This is a genomic window from Amycolatopsis sp. NPDC101161 (assembly GCF_044768185.1).
GTDB lineage: Bacteria > Actinomycetota > Actinomycetes > Mycobacteriales > Pseudonocardiaceae > Amycolatopsis.
In genome coordinates, this window is record NZ_JBIWPI010000001.1 from 1,343,828 (window position 1) to 1,358,643 (window position 14,816).

Consider the following 14,816-nt stretch of genomic DNA (forward strand, 5'->3'; position numbering starts at 1 on the left):
TCATGGAAGAGAAAACGGACCTGTCGAGGCGCACCTTCCTCGGGATGAGCGCGGGGGTGGGCGCGCTGGGCGTGCTCGGTCTCGCCGGGTGCGGGAGCGGCTCCGCACCCGCGCCGCAGGTCGACGTCCAGGTCCCCCAGGCACTGCTCGATGAAGCTTCCAGGCTGCGCGGCGGGTCGGTGGGGATGCTCTCGCAGAAGCTGTACGCCGAGGCGGCCAACAAGGCGCTGGACAAGTCGCTGCAGGTGTTCGCGCAGGCCACCGGGACCACGATCCGCAACGACCTGGTCTCCGGCGACGCCGGCGACATGGTCGCGAAGATGGACGCCGAGGTGAAGGCGGGCACCAACCGCGACCTGGCTTTCGTGAGCGACCGGCGGTTCGTCGGCCAGCTCCACAACCTCGGCGCCCTCACCGACGTCACCGACGTGGTCACCGAGATGAAAGCGCTTTACGGCAACCCGGCGACCGAGGCGAACGACTACTGCGTGTTCGACGGCCGCTGGTTCGCGATCCCGTACCACTTCATCGCGTCCGGGATGTACCTGCGCAAGGACTGGTACGCGGAGAAGGGGCTCCCGCTCAAGCCCTACTACTCATGGGAAGAGCTGCGCGACAACGCCTTGGCGGTCTCCGACCCGGGGAAGCGGCGCTTCGGCTGGGGGCTCACGGTGAACCGCTCGGGCGACGCCAACGGCTTCATCGCGAACGTCATCAACACCTACGGCGGGGCTATCGCGGACAACACCGGCACGAAGGTGGTGTTCAACTCGCCGGAGACCGTCGCGGCCGTCACGTTCATCGGCGACATCTACACGAACCCGAAGTACCGGCCGATGCTGCCACCCGGGGTCGGGAGCTGGACCGACTCGAGCAACAACGAGAACTGGCTGGCCCAGATCCTCGGGCTCACGCTCAACCAGTTCAGCGTCTACGCCGACTCGAAGACCAAGAAGAACCCGGTGTACGCCAACACGCACGTGTTCAACGGCGCCACCGGGCCGGCGCTCGACCGGCCGCTCGCGTTCGGCGAGTCCAACTCGTTCGTCGTGTTCAAGGGGGCGAAGAACCCCGATCTCGCCAAGCTGGTGGCGAAGTTCATGGCGGGCGGGAGCGCGTTGCTCGGGGTCGCGAAGGAAGCACCGTGCCTGGTCAACCCGTCGTGGGACAAGGTGTGGGACTCCGACCCGTACTACACGAGCGGTGACCCGGCCTTCCCGGCGCTGCGGGAGCAGACCCGCGCGCAGCTCCCGGTGACCACCAAGACCGGCTACGCGTTCCCCCAGGCCCCGAGCCCCGGCGAGCAGGCCGCCACCGCCGCCTACCTGCTGACCGACATGATGCAGTCGGTCATCCAGGGCGCCAAGCCGGCCGACGCCGTCGCCGCGACCCACGGCCGGATCGTGCAGATCTTCGAGCAGCAGGGCTATCGGCAGTGACCGTCCTGCGTTCGCGCCCGGCGCCGGCCGGTCCGGCGCCGCGCGCGTCTTCGTCGCTCACCAGGACGCAGCGGCTGCTCGGGCGCGACTGGCGCCTCGCCGCCGTGTTCATCGGGCCGACGCTGGTGCTGGTGGCCGGCTTGATCCTGGTGCCGATCGTCAGCTCGGTCTTCACCAGCGTCACCGAGCGCCACGGTGCCGAGACGGTCTTCGCCGGGCTGGACAACTACACCGCCCTCATCGACGACGCCTTGTTCCACAAGGGCGTCCTCAACTCGTTCGTCTTCACCGCGTACGCCGAGATCTTCAAGGTGACCCTCGGCCTCATCGCGGCGTTGATGCTGCACCACATGCGCCGCGGCAAGGCGCTCATCGCCGGGGTGATCCTGCTGCCGTGGGTGATCCCGACGGTCGTCACGGCGTTCACCTGGCGGTCGCTGCTCGACCCGATCTTCGGCAGCGTCAACGTCCTGCTCACCGATACCGGGATCGGGCCCGGCCTCGCCGCGATCGGGCTCGTCGACAAGTGGCCCGCGGAGTGGCTGTCCGACCCCGCGCTCGCGATGCCGGCGGTCATCCTGGTCAACGTCTGGAAGGGCATCCCGTTCTTCACGGTGACGTTCCTCGCCGGGCTCAAGGCCATCGACGGCAACCTCCACGAGGCGGCGATGGTGGACGGCGCTTCGCCGTGGCAGCGCTTCGTGCACATCACGCTGCCGGGGCTGCGTCCCGTGATGATCGTGACGGTGCTGCTGTCGTCGATCTGGACGTTCAACAACTTCGACCTGATCTGGCTGATGACCCAGGGCGGGCCGGGGGACGCCACGGCTCCGTACGTGATGGTGGCCTACTCGAAGGCCATCCAGCAGCTGCAGCTGGGCGCGGGCGCCGCGGTCACGCTGGTGATGCTGCCGGTCATCGCCGTGCTCGTGGTGATCCTCGTGCGGATGATGCGACGCAGCGACCAGCCCGGCGCGGCCGACCTGGGGCGCCGGAAGCTGACTCCCGCCCAGCGCCGGGCGCTGCCGTGGGTGATCGTCGTGGCCGCGGTGCTCGTGCTGGTCTGGGCGTCGCCGCACATCGTCTGGAAGGCCGCGCTCGTGCTGGGCGTGTTCGTGGTGCTCGCGGCCGTCGTCGGCCGGGTGGTCTCCGCGCTCGCCGCGCGGAGCAAACGGCTGGCCGCCCGTGTGGTCGGCGGTACCGGCTCGGGGGTCGCGCTGGTGGGGCTGCTGGGCTTCGTGCTCGCCCCGATCTACTGGATGACGATCACCGCGTTCAAGTCCGACGACCAGATCGTCGCGCGCACCGACGACCTCTGGCCGACCCCGTGGAGCACCGAGCAGTTCACGAACCTGTTCACCGGCCGGGCGTTCGGCACCTGGTACGTCAACACGATCCTGGTGTCGGTGGCGTCGACCGCGATCGCCCTGGTCTGCGCGGCGCTGGCCGGCTACGCGCTGGCGCGGCTGAAGTTCCGGGGTTCGGAGAGCTTCACGGTGACGATCCTGCTCACCTACGTGATGCCGGGCGCGCTGCTGTTCATCCCGCTGTACCAGCTGATGAGCGGGATCGGGTTGAACGACTCGTTGTGGTCGCTCGTGCTCGCCTACCCGACGTTCACGCTGCCGTTCGCGACCTGGCTGCTCGTCGGCTACTTCAAGTCGATCCCGGCCGACCTCGAAGAAGCCGCGCTGGTCGACGGCTGCACGCGGTTCGGGGCGTTCCGCCGGATCGTGCTGCCGCTGGCCAAGCCGGGCCTGCTCGCGGTCGCGCTGTTCACGCTCACCAACGCGTGGAACGAGTTCCTGTTCGCCTTCGTGTTCATCACCAAGGACGAGAACAAGACCCTGCCGGTCGGCATGCAGTCGATGATCTTCGGCGACGTCGTGCCGCAGGGGCAGCTGGCCGCGGCCTCGCTGCTGGTCAGCATCCCGGTCGTGCTGATGTACGGGTTCGGGCAGCGGTTCCTGACCGAGGGCCTCACCGCGGGCGCGGTGAAGGGATGAGCGCGATCACGGAGGAGCACGTCTCGACGGCGTCGCGGCCGAGCGACCTGCGCATCACCGACCTGCGGGTGGCCACTGTGGACGGGGTGCCGTTCCGCTCGTCGATCATCCGGATCGACACCAACCAGGGGCTGGTCGGCTACGGGGAGGTGCGCGACCAGGCCAGCGCCACCTACGCGCTGGTGCTCAAGAGCCGGCTCGTCGGCGAGAACCCCTGCAACGTCGACAAGATCTTCCGCAAGATCAAGCAGTTCGGGCACCATGGCCGCCAGGGCGGCGGGGTCTCCGGCGTCGAGATGGCGCTGATGGACCTGGCCGGCAAGGCGTACGGCGTGCCCGCGTACGCGCTGATCGGGGGCCGGTTCCGGGACGAGATCCGCTGCTACGCGGACACGCCGTCGCTGCCGGACCCGCACGCGATGGGCGCCCGGCTGCTGGAGCGCAAGCTGCGCGGGTTCACGATGCTGAAGATGGACGTGGGCATCGACCTGCTGTGGGACATCCCGGGGGCGCTGATCGCGCCGCCGGGAGCCCGGGAGGACCGGTCGACGATGCACCCGTTCACCGGTATCCAGATCACCGCGCAGGGGGTCGACCACCTGGTGTCCTATGTGGACATCGTCCGGTCCGTCGTCGGCTACGACGTCGCGCTCGCCGCCGACCACTTCGGCCACATCGCCCTCGACTCGTGCATCCGGATCGGCCGCGCGCTGGAGCCCTTTACCTTGGCGTGGATCGAGGACCTGATCCCGTGGCAGCTGACCGACCAGTGGCGCCGGCTGACCGCGGCCGTCGCCGTCCCGACGTGCACGGGGGAGGACATCTACCTGCTCGACGGCTTCCGGCCGCTGCTGGACGCGGGCGCCATCCGCGTCGTGCACCCCGACCCGGCGACGGCGGGTGGGATCGCGGAGACCAAGCGGCTCGGCGACTACGCGCAGGAGCGCGGGATCCCGATGGCGCTGCACCTGGCGGCGTCGCCGATCGCGACGATGGCGTGCGTGCACCTGGCCGCCGCCACGGAGAACTTCCTGGCGCTCGAACACCACGCGGCCGACGTGGAGTTCTGGAGCGACCTCGTCACCGGCTTGCCCCGCCCGCTGATCCGGGACGGCCACATCACCGTGCCGGACACCCCGGGCCTGGGGTTCGGCGACCTCGACGAGGACCTGCTGCGCCGCCACCTCGACCCGCGCGACCCGGTGTTCTTCGCCGAGACGACGCACTGGGACACCGAATCGAGCCACGACCGGCTGTGGAGCTAGGCGTGGCCCTGGTCGGCGCGCCACCGCTCGTACTCGGGCCGGGCTTCGTCCGAGAGCGGGTAGTACCGCCGCAGGTCGCCGCCCTCGGCCAGGCGGATCCGGGAGAACTCCTCCCACTCCGCGTGTTCCTGCGCGTGGGCCACCAGGGCGGGGGCGAGCTTGACCGGCACCACGACCGCCCCGTCGTCGTCGGCGACGACGATGTCGCCCGGCTCGACGACCGTGCCACCGCACGCCACGGGCACGTTGACGGCGACCGGGACGATGCCGGTCTGGGCGTGGAAGTTCGGCGTGGCGCCCCGGATCCACAGCCCGAGGCCGAGCTTCTTGGCCTCGGGGGTATCGCGCAGGCACCCGTCGACCACGACGCCGGCGCCGCCGCGGCCCTTGAAGTAGGTCAGCATCATTTCGCCGAAGACACCGCTTTCCATGTCCCCGCGCGCGTCGACGACGATCATGTCGCCGGGCCGCGTGTGGTACATGACGTGCCGGTGCAGCTGCTTTTCCGGCTCCTCGTACTCGTCGACGGGGTAGAGGTCCTCCCGCTTGGGCAGGAACTGCAGCGTCAGCGCGGGTCCGGCGACGCGCACGCCGGGGGTCACCGAAACGGGGCCGCGGATGAAGGCGCTGCGAATGCCCATCCGGCTGAGCTCACCGCTGGCGGTCGCGCTGCCGATGGCCGCGAGGGCCGCGCTGAGCTCGGCGGGCGGGCGAACGATGTCGGGCGTTTCGACCACGTCGATGGCTCCCTCGGGTCCGCGCTGACCGCGCCGGTCGGAGTTTCCGATCGGTCCGGGACCGAGCCTAGCCGGGAAAACCCCTGTCCGGAAGGAAGAAACCCCAGCCGGTGGACGACTGGGGTTCCCTCCTCGGCGCCGGTTACCGCTGCAGCGTCAGTACGCCCGGCCGCCAGGGGAGCTGGTCGTAGGCTCCGCCGGCGTTGGGGTCTTTGCCTTGGTAGAGGAGTTGGAGGTTGCAGGGGTCGACGGTCATGGTCTGGTCCGGGTTGGAGCGGACCAGGTCGCCATGGCTGATGTCGTTCGTCCAGCTCGCGCCGCTGTTGGCCTTGCCCGCGAACGGGTTGCTTTCGCTGTTGGCTTGCGGCGTCCAGGATCCGCTCAGGCTGTTGGCCGTGAAGGAACGGAAGTAGCGGCCGTTCGCGCCGATGGCTTCGACGATCATCAGGTATTGGTTCTGGCCTTGGATTTTGTAGACCTGGACCGCCTCGAACAGGTTGTTCGTCGAATCGCTCATCACCGTGGTGTAGTTCGAGCCGAAGCTGCCGGGGAAGTTTCCGATGGGCATGCTCGCGCGGTAGATCTTGCCGTTGTCCCCGGCGAAGAACAGGTACATGTTCGAGCCGTCCGCGATCAGCGTCTGGTCGATCGGGCCGGTACCGGAACCGGAAATACTGCCGGTGAACAGCGGCTGCGGCGACGACCAGCCGTTGGGGTTGGTGGGGTCGCTCGAGGTGCGGTAGATGAACGGCCACGCGCCCCACTGGTAGGCCAGCACCCAGATGTTCTTCGGCGCGAAGTAGAACAGCGTGGGCGCCACCGTGGACTGGCTCATCCCGGTCTGGCCCGCAGAGGCCATGTCAGACCAGTTGGTGAAGGGCGTGAAGGCCATGGAGCCGTACGACGACCCCGAGACGTTCGACGCGTAGACGAGGTGCTTGCCGTTGTAGACGACGTTCGTGAAGTCCTTCAGCGACACCCACCCGTTCTTGGGCGTGGCCAGCACACCTGTCGACGACCAGCGGTAGGTCGAGGGCAGTGAGCAACTGCTGCCGCCGGTCGTGGTCGTGGTCGTCGGTGTGCTCGACAGGCCGGTCCACTTCTGGTTGCTGCCGCCGTTGCACGTCCAGAGTGCCACGGTGGTGCCGTTGGCCGTCGCGGCGCCGGTGACGTCCAAGCAGAGCCCGGACTGCACCCCGACGATCGTGCCGTCGGCGTTGACCCGCCATTGCTGGTTGGCGCCGCCGTGGCAGGTCCAGATCTGCACGCGGGTGCCCGCGGTGGTCGCGCTGCCGGGCACGTCGAGGCACTTGCCGCCGTAGACGGTCAGCAGACCGCTCGCCGTCGATGTCCACTGCTGGTTCGCGCCGCCCGAGCAGTCGTAGATCTGCAGCAAGGTGCCGTCGGTCTGGCTCGCGTTCGGGACGTCCAGGCAGCGGCCCGAACCGACACCGCGCAGGGCGCCGGTGACGTCGGCCGCGGCCGGGCCGGCGCCCAGCGTCACCGTCACCACCACGGTCGCCGCGGCGGTGAGCACCGCGACCAGAAACCGGATCCTGCGGCTGATTCTTCTTTTCGTCATGACGTTCTCCCGACCTGAGTTCCTTGGGGTGAGGCAGTTGTCGTCGCCGGCAGGTCCGGCCCGCCGCGGCAGGACATCGCACCGTCGACGACATCGGGTCCGTCGGCGAACGCGGCGTCACCGGTCAGCACGAGCACTCGGGCCATCTCGTCGCCTCCTAGCGCAGCGTCCACTGCTGGTTCGCCTGCCCGCTGCAGGTCCACAGGACCAGCTGGGTGCCGTTGGCGGTGCCCTGCCCGTACGCGTCGAGGCAGAGCCCCGACTGGACGCCGGTGATCGTGCCGTTCGAGGTGACGGTCCACTGCTGGTTGGCCTGGCCGTGGCAGTCCCAGACGATCACCGGCGTGCCGTTGGCCGTCCCGTGGCCGGACGCGTCGAGGCACTTGGTCCCGCCGACGGTCAGCTCCTGGCCCGCCCGGGTCCACGCCTGGCCGGCCTGCCCGCCGCAGTCCTGCAGCCGCACCTGGGTGCCGTTGGCCGCGGTCGCGGCGTCCACGCACCGGCCCGACTGCGCGCCGACGATCTGCCGCGCGGTGGACGTCCCCGGGGTGCCGATGCTCCCGGGCACCGACTGCAGCGCGGCGAACCAGGTGGCGGCCATCTTGTCGTACCCGGTGGCCGTGGGGTGGACACCGTCGGTCAGGTCGCCGGTGGTCAGCGCGGAGTGCATGTCCACCAGGTGCACATGCTTCCCCGCGTTCTGGTTGCTCTGCACGATCCCCGGGATCGCTGAGTTGAACGTGCGGGCCGCGGACTCCTGGCCGGAGTTGGCGAGCGGGATGATCGTGGCGACGAAGACTTCGGCGTCCGGCGTGGTCGCGGTGATGTGGTCGATCAGCCCGGACAGCCGGGCGGGTGCGCGGCCGACGTCGTAGTTCTGCAGGATGTCGTTGGTGCCGATGTGCAGCAGGACCGTGTGCGAGCCGGTGTTGCGCAGCCAGGTGACGACGTTCGCGTCGATCTGGTCGATGCGCCAGCCCGGGTGGCCCTCGTGGTCGTGGTCGCCGAGGGTGGCCGGGCCGTTGTACTGCGAGCCGGTGAAGTCGACGCGGTAGCCGCCCGCGCTCAGGCGCTGCCACAGCCCGATCCGGTACCCGCCGGGGACCTGGGTGCCCTCGGTGATGGAGTCGCCCAGCGGCATGACCCGGACCCCGCCGTTGGATTCGGCGGCCGCCGGGGTGCCGGGGAGCAACGCGCTCAGGAACAGGGCCGTCGCGGCCGCGATGAACCGGATTCTCATGGAAACTCCTCGATCGGTCAGCCGAAGGTCCACTTCTGGTTGGCTTGCCCGGTGCAGGTCCAGAGCCGGACGGCGGTGCCGTTGGCGGTCCCGCCGTCGGTCACGTCCAGGCACAGTCCGGATTGGACACCGGTGACGGCGCCGGCCGGCGTGACCTGCCAGCGCTGGTTGGCGCCGCCGTTGCAGGTCCAGACGACGACCTTGGTGCCCGGGGTGGTGCCCTGCCCGGACGCGTCCAGGCAGCGGGTGCTGTCGCCGCTGTAGACGGTCAGCTCGCCCGCGGTGGTCCGGGTCCAGGACTGGTTGGGGCCGCCGTTGCAGTCCCAGATCTGCACCTGGGCACCGGGCGTGGTGCTCACGCCGTTGACGTCCAGGCACTTGCCCGCCCCGGCCGCGCGCACCGGGCTCGCGGCCGGACCGGTACCGCGCGGGCCCACGGCGGCGATGACCTGCTGGGCGTCCGACGGCCAGCTGGTGCCGCTCACCTGGACGTTGCCGCTCAGCACGTTGTTGTGCGGCGGCCCGGTGGCGACGTTGGTCGCGCCGCCGTTGTACCAGTTGCCGCTGAAGGTGCTGTCGTCGGTGTTGTTGCTGCCACTGGCGTTGGTGAAGGCCCAGACCCCGGAGTCCTGGATCACGTTGGCCGACAGGCTCACGTACCGCGAACCTTCGTCCAGGTAAAGGCCGACCGTGCGGTTGTTGTCGTAGACGTGGTTGTGGTCGATGGAGCTGCCGGGGTTCGCGGACAGGTTGTAGATGCTCCCGCCGTCGTGCATGAGCTTCTTCGTGCCGTGCACCCGGTTGTAGCTGACGACGGTGTCCCGCAACGTCGTCGCGGTGGAGTACACGGGCTGGTAGTCGTACAGGCCGCGGTTGCGGTAGTCCTGGCTGCCGCCCGGGTCGTTCGCGCCCCAGCCCCAGCCGACGTCGATCCCGTCGTAGGTCAGGTTCGCCACGTCGTTGTGCGTGATCACGGCGTGCGTGACGTACGTCGACAGGATGCCGGCCATTTCCCGGTAGTCCAGCGCGACCCGGCTCACCGTGTTGTCCGACAGCGTGATGTCCCGGTCGGTCATCGCCGCGTTCGACGGGTGGTGGGCGTCGGGCCGCACGCCGCCGACGACGATGCCGGCGCCGGAGTCCTCGGTGAAGGTGTTGTGGTCCACGGTGATCGACGACGCCCCGAGACCGACCCCGGACGCGTGCGCGTCGGCGTCGTTGCCGATGCCCAGCGCCACCTGCCCGAGGTGGGTGAAGGTGTTGCCGCTGAACGTGATCCCGGTGGCGGCCGAGACCTGGACGGCGGCCGGGGCCTGCGCCCAGCTGTTGCGCGCGCCCTCGAACAGCGGGCAGCCCGACTGGCACGAGCCGAGGAAGTCACCCGGCATCGGCGCCGCGGCCGCGAGGAACGTGCCGCTCTGCTGGTTCGCGTAGCCGGCCGAGGTGCCCGGCGTGAGCCACGTCGTGTGCTCGAAGTGCAGGCCCTTGAAGGTGAGGCCCCGCACCGGGTTGTCGTAGCTGCCGCTGATCCGCAGGAGCGACGTCAGCCGCGGCAGCTCGACGTCGTGGCTGCCGGGGACCCACCCGCCGGGGGCCTTGTAGTAGAGCTTGCCGGCCTGCGGGTCCAGGTACCACTGGCCGGCGTTCTTCAGGAACGAGTAGGAGTTCTCCAGGTACAGCTGGCCACCGCCGAAGGGCTTGGCGAGGGTGTCGTAGCCCCAGTTGTTGTTGTTCCACGCGGGTTGCTGCATGACGATCGACGTGCCGCTGACGTGGTCGACGGGGGAGTACCGGTCGGTGAAGGAGTTCTGGCTCTCCACCTCGATCCGGTTCTGCCGCGGCAGCGTGGCGAGGTAGTTCAGCGCGGAGTTGACGATGGTCAGGCCGGACGTCGTGACCTGCACGTCGCCGCGCGAGATCGGGATCGACGCGCGTGGCGCCAATGCGCCGTCGACGAACAGCTGCCGGGAGTCGGACCCCTGCGGCACGGACGCCACCCAGATGTTCTGGTTCGCGTCCTGCACCGTCCAGCCGGTGACCGAAGAGCCGCCGGACAGGATCGGCGTCTGGCCGGCCGCGGCCTGCCAGGTGACGGTGTGGCCGTTCTGCCCGGAGTCGGCGCTGGTGAACGTCAGCGGGGCGGCGAGCCGGTAGGTGCCGCCGGCGAGCTGCACGACCACGTCACCGGCGCCCGACTGGGCACGGGCCAGCTGCTGCGCCTTGGCCGGGGTGGCGACGGGCTGCTCGGGGGTGCCGGGGTTGGCGTCGTCGCCGCCCGGGGCCACGGCGATGGTGACGGCCGCGGCGTGGGCGGGCGGCGCGGCGAGCGCGCTCACCACGAGGGCGGCGGCGAGCGCGGCGGTCACGGATCCGGTGCGCGGCCGCGTGCCGCGTGGTCGACCCCTCATCGGCTACCCCACTTCGCTGTGGTTCCGGCCCGCGGACCGCGGCGGATGTGTCGGACTCATATGGGGCCATGAGCCGAATCGCGTCAAGCGAGGACGCGAACCGAGCGGCTTTCACCGCGTCCAACTGCGGGGATGCATGTAAATTTCACGCCGGGCTCGCGAGTGTTGACCGGAGTGCGGGGCCCCGAGGTATGGTCACTGGCCGGCGCCCCTTGAGTCATACTCATCGGGTGACCGGTGATGAGAAGACCGCGCTGCCGGCCCCGTACCGGCCCGGCTACGAACTGGTGGCCGAGCAGATCCTGCAGCTGATCGCCGAGCTGGGGCTGAGGCCCGGTGACCGGATGCCGACGGAGGTCGAGCTGGCGGCGCGGATGGGGACCAGCCGGACCGTCGTGCGGGAGGCCGTCAAGATCCTCTCGGCGATCGGCCGGGTACGTGCGCACAAGGGGCGGGGGCTGTATGTGTCCGACGACGAGGGCATGCTCGGCGCTTCGCGCTGGGGCGGCTTCTTCCTGCCCACCGACCTCGACCACGTCTACATGCTGTTCGAGTTCCGCCGGGTCCAGGAGACCGCCGCCGCCCGGCTGGCGGCGGTCAACGCCACCCCGGCGGAGCTGCGCGCGATCGAGACCGCCGCCGAGACCTGCCGCCAAGGGCACCTGACCGGCCGGTCCGCGCTGTTCGACCGCGGCGACGACGACTTCCACCTCGGGATCGCCACCGCGTCGCACAACCAGTTCCTCGTGGCGTCCGTGCGCGAAGCCCGCCGCCTGCAGCGCCAGTCGAACGCCATCGGGATGTCCGGCACGGTCGGCGGGCACGCGGCGGGCGCGATCGACGAACACGCCGCGATCCACCGGGCGATCCGCGACGGCGATCCGGACGCGGCGGCCGCCGCGGTCGCCGTGCACCTCGACAACACCTTGGAGGACTACCGCCGGGAGATCCAGCGCCGCGTCTTCGGCCGATGAGCTCACCGCGGACTCCCCGGGCCCGGCCCGGGAAGCCCGCCGTGAGTTCATTCCTTTGTGGACTCCGGGCGGGGATCCGGTGCCGGTGGGTAATTTTCACGATGGATTGACCTTTGCCACCGGCGGCTCCTATCTTGGCTGGAGTCCGTTCGGTCGGTAACCGGGCGGTTTCGCAGCGCGCACCCCGCGCGCTCCTTGCGCTCCCGAAGAGGAGTACCCGTGACGACGCTGTCCCGTACTCTGCGCGCGGCCCTCCCGCACGTCCTGTCCACAGTGGACGACTCCGGCCGCACCGGGCAACCCGGTCAACGGTCGAATGTTAGCGCGAACACCAGTACCGGGTTCCCGTGGTCCCGCGGGGGCCAGGCCGACCGGCGATGGAGCCTGCGGTGAAACGTCTGCTCGTCTTCCTCCTCCTGCTGCCCCTCGCGGTGGTGTTCGCGACCGCCCGGCCGGCCGCGGCCGCCGCGTTGACCCGCGTCACCGGGTTCGGCGCCAACCCGACCAACCTCGGCATGTACCTGTACGTGCCGGACAACGTGGCGCCCAAGCCGGCCCTGCTCGTGCTGGTGCACTACTGCGGCGGGTCGGCGAGCGCGATCTTCAACGGCAACGGGCACGACTACGCGACGGCGGCCGACCGCTACGGCTACGTGATCGTCGTCCCCGAGGCGACCCGGGACGGCCATTGCTTCGACGTGTCCACGAAAGCGGGCCTCACCCGCGACGGCGGCAGCGACACCACCGGCATCATGGCGATGGTGGCCTGGACCCGCCAGCACTACAACGTCGATCCGGGCCGGATCGTGGTCAGCGGCTTCTCCTCGGGCGCCATGATGACCAACGTCCTGGCCGCCGAATACCCCGACGTCTTCGCCGCCGGTGCCGCGTTCTCCGGGGTGCCCGCCGGGTGCTTCGCCACCACCGACGGTTCGCTCTGGAACAGCCAGTGCGCGGGCGGGAACGTCATCAAGTCCGCGCAGCAGTGGGCCGACCAGGCGCACGCGATGTACCCCGGCTACACCGGCGCCTACCCCCGGATGCAGCTGTGGCACGGCGACCAGGACACCACGCTGGCGTACCCGAACTACGGCGAAGAGATCAAGCAGTGGACCGCGCTGCGCGGGCTGGGCCAGACGCCGTCGGCCACCGACCACCCGCAGTCGTCGTGGACCCGGAACCGCTACGGCGGCACCGGGACCCAGGCCCCCGTCGAGGGCATCACGATCGCGGGCACCGGCCACACCCTGCCGCAGGCGGGAATGCTCGCGTACGCGATTTCCTTCCTCGGTCTCGACAGCGGCGCGAGCGGGACCACCGGCGCGCCGGTGCGTTCGGTGGCCGCGGGCCGGTGCCTGGACGTGCCGGGCCAGTCGACCACCCAGGGCACCCGGACGCAGATCTGGGACTGCCACGGCGGCGGGAACCAGACGTGGACGGCCACCGCCGCCGGGGAGCTGACCGTCTACTCCGGCGGCTCGCTGCGCTGCCTGGACGCCGAAGGCGCCGGGACCACGCCCGGCACGGCCGCGATCATCTGGGCGTGCCACGGCGGGGCCAACCAGCAGTGGCGGATCGGCTCCGACGGCTCGGTCACCGCGACGCAGTCGGGGCTCTGCCTGGAACTCGCGGGCGCGACCGGCAACGGCACCGCCGTGCGGCTGGGGACCTGCACCCACGCGGCCACCCAGCAATGGACCCGGAACTGACCGGTGGAAGGAGCTTCCGTGATGAGGTTCAGACGGCTGTTCACGTCCGTCGCGATCGGGGCGCTGCTGGCGACGCCCGGGATCGGCACCGCCCAAGCCGCCGTCGCCGGCGGGCCGTCGCCGTCGGTGGCCGCCGCGGGCACCGCGGGCTGCGGGACCGCGCCCGGCCTGGCGAGCGGCAACCACACGATCTCCAGCGGCGGCCAGAACCGCAGCTACATCCTGCGGGTGCCGGCGAACTACGACAACAGCCACCCGTACCGGCTGTTCGTCGGGCTGCACTGGCGCGGCGGCACGGCCAACGACGTCGACTCCGGTGGGACCGACGGCTACAACTGGTCGTACTACGGGCTCCGGCGGCTCGCGGACAGCGCGGGCAACAGCACGATCTTCGTGGCGCCCCAGGGCAACGGCAACGGCTGGGCCAACCCCGGCGGCCAGGACGTGACGTTCGTCGACGACCTGCTGAGGCAGCTCGAGGCGGCGTTGTGCGTCGACACTTCGCAGGTCTTCGCGGGCGGCTTCAGCTACGGCGCCGCGATGAGCTACGCGCTGGCCTGCGCGCGGCCGACGGTGTTCCGCGCGGTCGCCGTCTACTCCGGGGCGAACCTCAGCGGGTGCAGCGGCGGCACCCAGCCCGTCGCCTACATCGGCATGCACGGCATCGGGGACAACGTCCTGCCCATCGCGTCCGGACGGTCGCTGCGTGACCAGTTCGTCCGCAACAACGGGTGCACCCCGCAGAACCCGCCGGAACCCGCGAGCGGGAGCCACACCCACATCGTCACCGCCTACTCCGGCTGCCGGGCCGGCTACCCGGTGGTCTGGGCCGCGTTCGATGGCGGCCACGACCCCGGCCCGCGCGACGGGTGCGCCTGCAGCGGCTGGCAGACCTGGACCTCGGGCGAGGTGTGGAAGTTCATCACGCAGTTCGGTTCGCCGACCCCGCCGTCCGGGTCGCCGGTGCAGGTCGGCGTGAACTACACCCTGGCGGCCGAGCACAGCGGCAAGCTCCTGGACATCAGCGGCGTCTCCACCGCCGCCGGTGCCCCGCTGCAGCAGTGGACGGCCACCGGTGGCCAAAACCAGCAGTTCGACTTCCTCGACTCCGGCGACGGCTACTACCGGATCCGGGCCCGGCACAGCGGCCTGGTGCTCCAGGTGGCCGGTTCCGCCACCGGCGCGGACATCACGCAGCAACCCGACTCCGGCGCCCCCGCGCAGCAGTGGCGGGTCACCGACCAGGGCGGCGGCGTGGTCAGCCTGGTCAACCGGCTGAGCGGCCTGGCGATGGACGTCTGGGAAGCCTCGAGCGCCGACGGCGCGCGGGTGTCCCAGTGGACGTACACCGGTGCCGCCAACCAGCGGTTCCGGATCCAGCGCGCCTGAGGCGGCCCGGATCCGGCGCTATCCTCGAGCGAGCCCACGAAGACAACGACGTCTTGGGAGAGCGAAC

10 protein-coding genes are annotated in these 14,816 nt (G+C 70.4%); 6 read left to right on the plus strand and 4 right to left on the minus strand.

Annotation, left to right across the window (positions count from 1 at the left end; all coding sequences use genetic code 11):
• Positions 1-2: 2 nt before the first annotated feature.
• Genes ACIRSS_RS06660 through ACIRSS_RS06670 form a run of 3 tightly spaced genes read left to right on the plus strand, consistent with a single transcriptional unit; the run spans position 3 to position 4,710 of the window.
• Positions 3-1,439, plus strand: a complete 1,437-nt coding sequence (locus tag ACIRSS_RS06660) for an extracellular solute-binding protein (protein ID WP_400891391.1) — start codon at positions 3-5, stop codon at positions 1,437-1,439.
• Positions 1,436-3,445, plus strand: coding sequence for an ABC transporter permease subunit (locus tag ACIRSS_RS06665; RefSeq protein WP_400891393.1), 2,010 nt, complete (start codon positions 1,436-1,438; stop codon positions 3,443-3,445). The genes ACIRSS_RS06660 and ACIRSS_RS06665 overlap by 4 nt, the downstream gene beginning before the upstream one ends.
• The gene (locus ACIRSS_RS06670) at positions 3,442-4,710 is read left to right on the plus strand and encodes a mandelate racemase/muconate lactonizing enzyme family protein (RefSeq protein ID WP_400891395.1); all 1,269 of its coding nucleotides are present in this window, start codon (positions 3,442-3,444) and stop codon (positions 4,708-4,710) included. The genes ACIRSS_RS06665 and ACIRSS_RS06670 overlap by 4 nt, the downstream gene beginning before the upstream one ends.
• Here the strand turns inward: ACIRSS_RS06670 and ACIRSS_RS06675 are convergent.
• The 4 genes from ACIRSS_RS06675 to ACIRSS_RS06690 all read right to left on the minus strand — a co-directional run bounded on the left by ACIRSS_RS06675 (position 4,707) and on the right by ACIRSS_RS06690 (position 10,677).
• On the minus strand, positions 4,707-5,447 hold the full coding sequence (locus ACIRSS_RS06675; RefSeq protein WP_400891397.1) for a ribonuclease activity regulator RraA: 741 nt from the start codon (positions 5,445-5,447) through the stop codon (positions 4,707-4,709). The genes ACIRSS_RS06670 and ACIRSS_RS06675 overlap by 4 nt on opposite strands.
• Positions 5,448-5,589: 142 nt before the next feature.
• Complete coding sequence (locus ACIRSS_RS06680; protein WP_400891400.1) at positions 5,590-7,029, minus strand: non-reducing end alpha-L-arabinofuranosidase family hydrolase; 1,440 nt, start codon at positions 7,027-7,029, stop codon at positions 5,590-5,592.
• A 157-nt stretch (positions 7,030-7,186) separates the two neighbouring features.
• On the minus strand, positions 7,187-8,269 hold the full coding sequence (locus tag ACIRSS_RS06685) for a ricin-type beta-trefoil lectin domain protein (protein ID WP_400891403.1): 1,083 nt from the start codon (positions 8,267-8,269) through the stop codon (positions 7,187-7,189).
• Positions 8,270-8,286: 17 nt separating this feature from the next.
• The gene (locus ACIRSS_RS06690; protein ID WP_400891405.1) at positions 8,287-10,677 is read right to left on the minus strand and encodes a ricin-type beta-trefoil lectin domain protein; all 2,391 of its coding nucleotides are present in this window, start codon (positions 10,675-10,677) and stop codon (positions 8,287-8,289) included.
• Positions 10,678-10,907: 230 nt separating this feature from the next.
• Between ACIRSS_RS06690 and ACIRSS_RS06695 the strand changes: the two genes are divergently transcribed.
• From ACIRSS_RS06695 to ACIRSS_RS06705, 3 genes are all read left to right on the plus strand, one after another.
• The gene (locus ACIRSS_RS06695; RefSeq protein WP_400891407.1) at positions 10,908-11,651 is read left to right on the plus strand and encodes a FadR/GntR family transcriptional regulator; all 744 of its coding nucleotides are present in this window, start codon (positions 10,908-10,910) and stop codon (positions 11,649-11,651) included.
• A gap of 389 nt (positions 11,652-12,040) precedes the next feature.
• A complete protein-coding gene (locus ACIRSS_RS06700; protein ID WP_400891409.1) occupies positions 12,041-13,360 on the plus strand; it encodes a PHB depolymerase family esterase in 1,320 nt (439 codons plus the stop codon).
• A 21-nt stretch (positions 13,361-13,381) separates the two neighbouring features.
• Positions 13,382-14,749, plus strand: coding sequence for an RICIN domain-containing protein (locus tag ACIRSS_RS06705; RefSeq protein WP_400891411.1), 1,368 nt, complete (start codon positions 13,382-13,384; stop codon positions 14,747-14,749).
• Positions 14,750-14,816 lie beyond the last annotated feature (67 nt).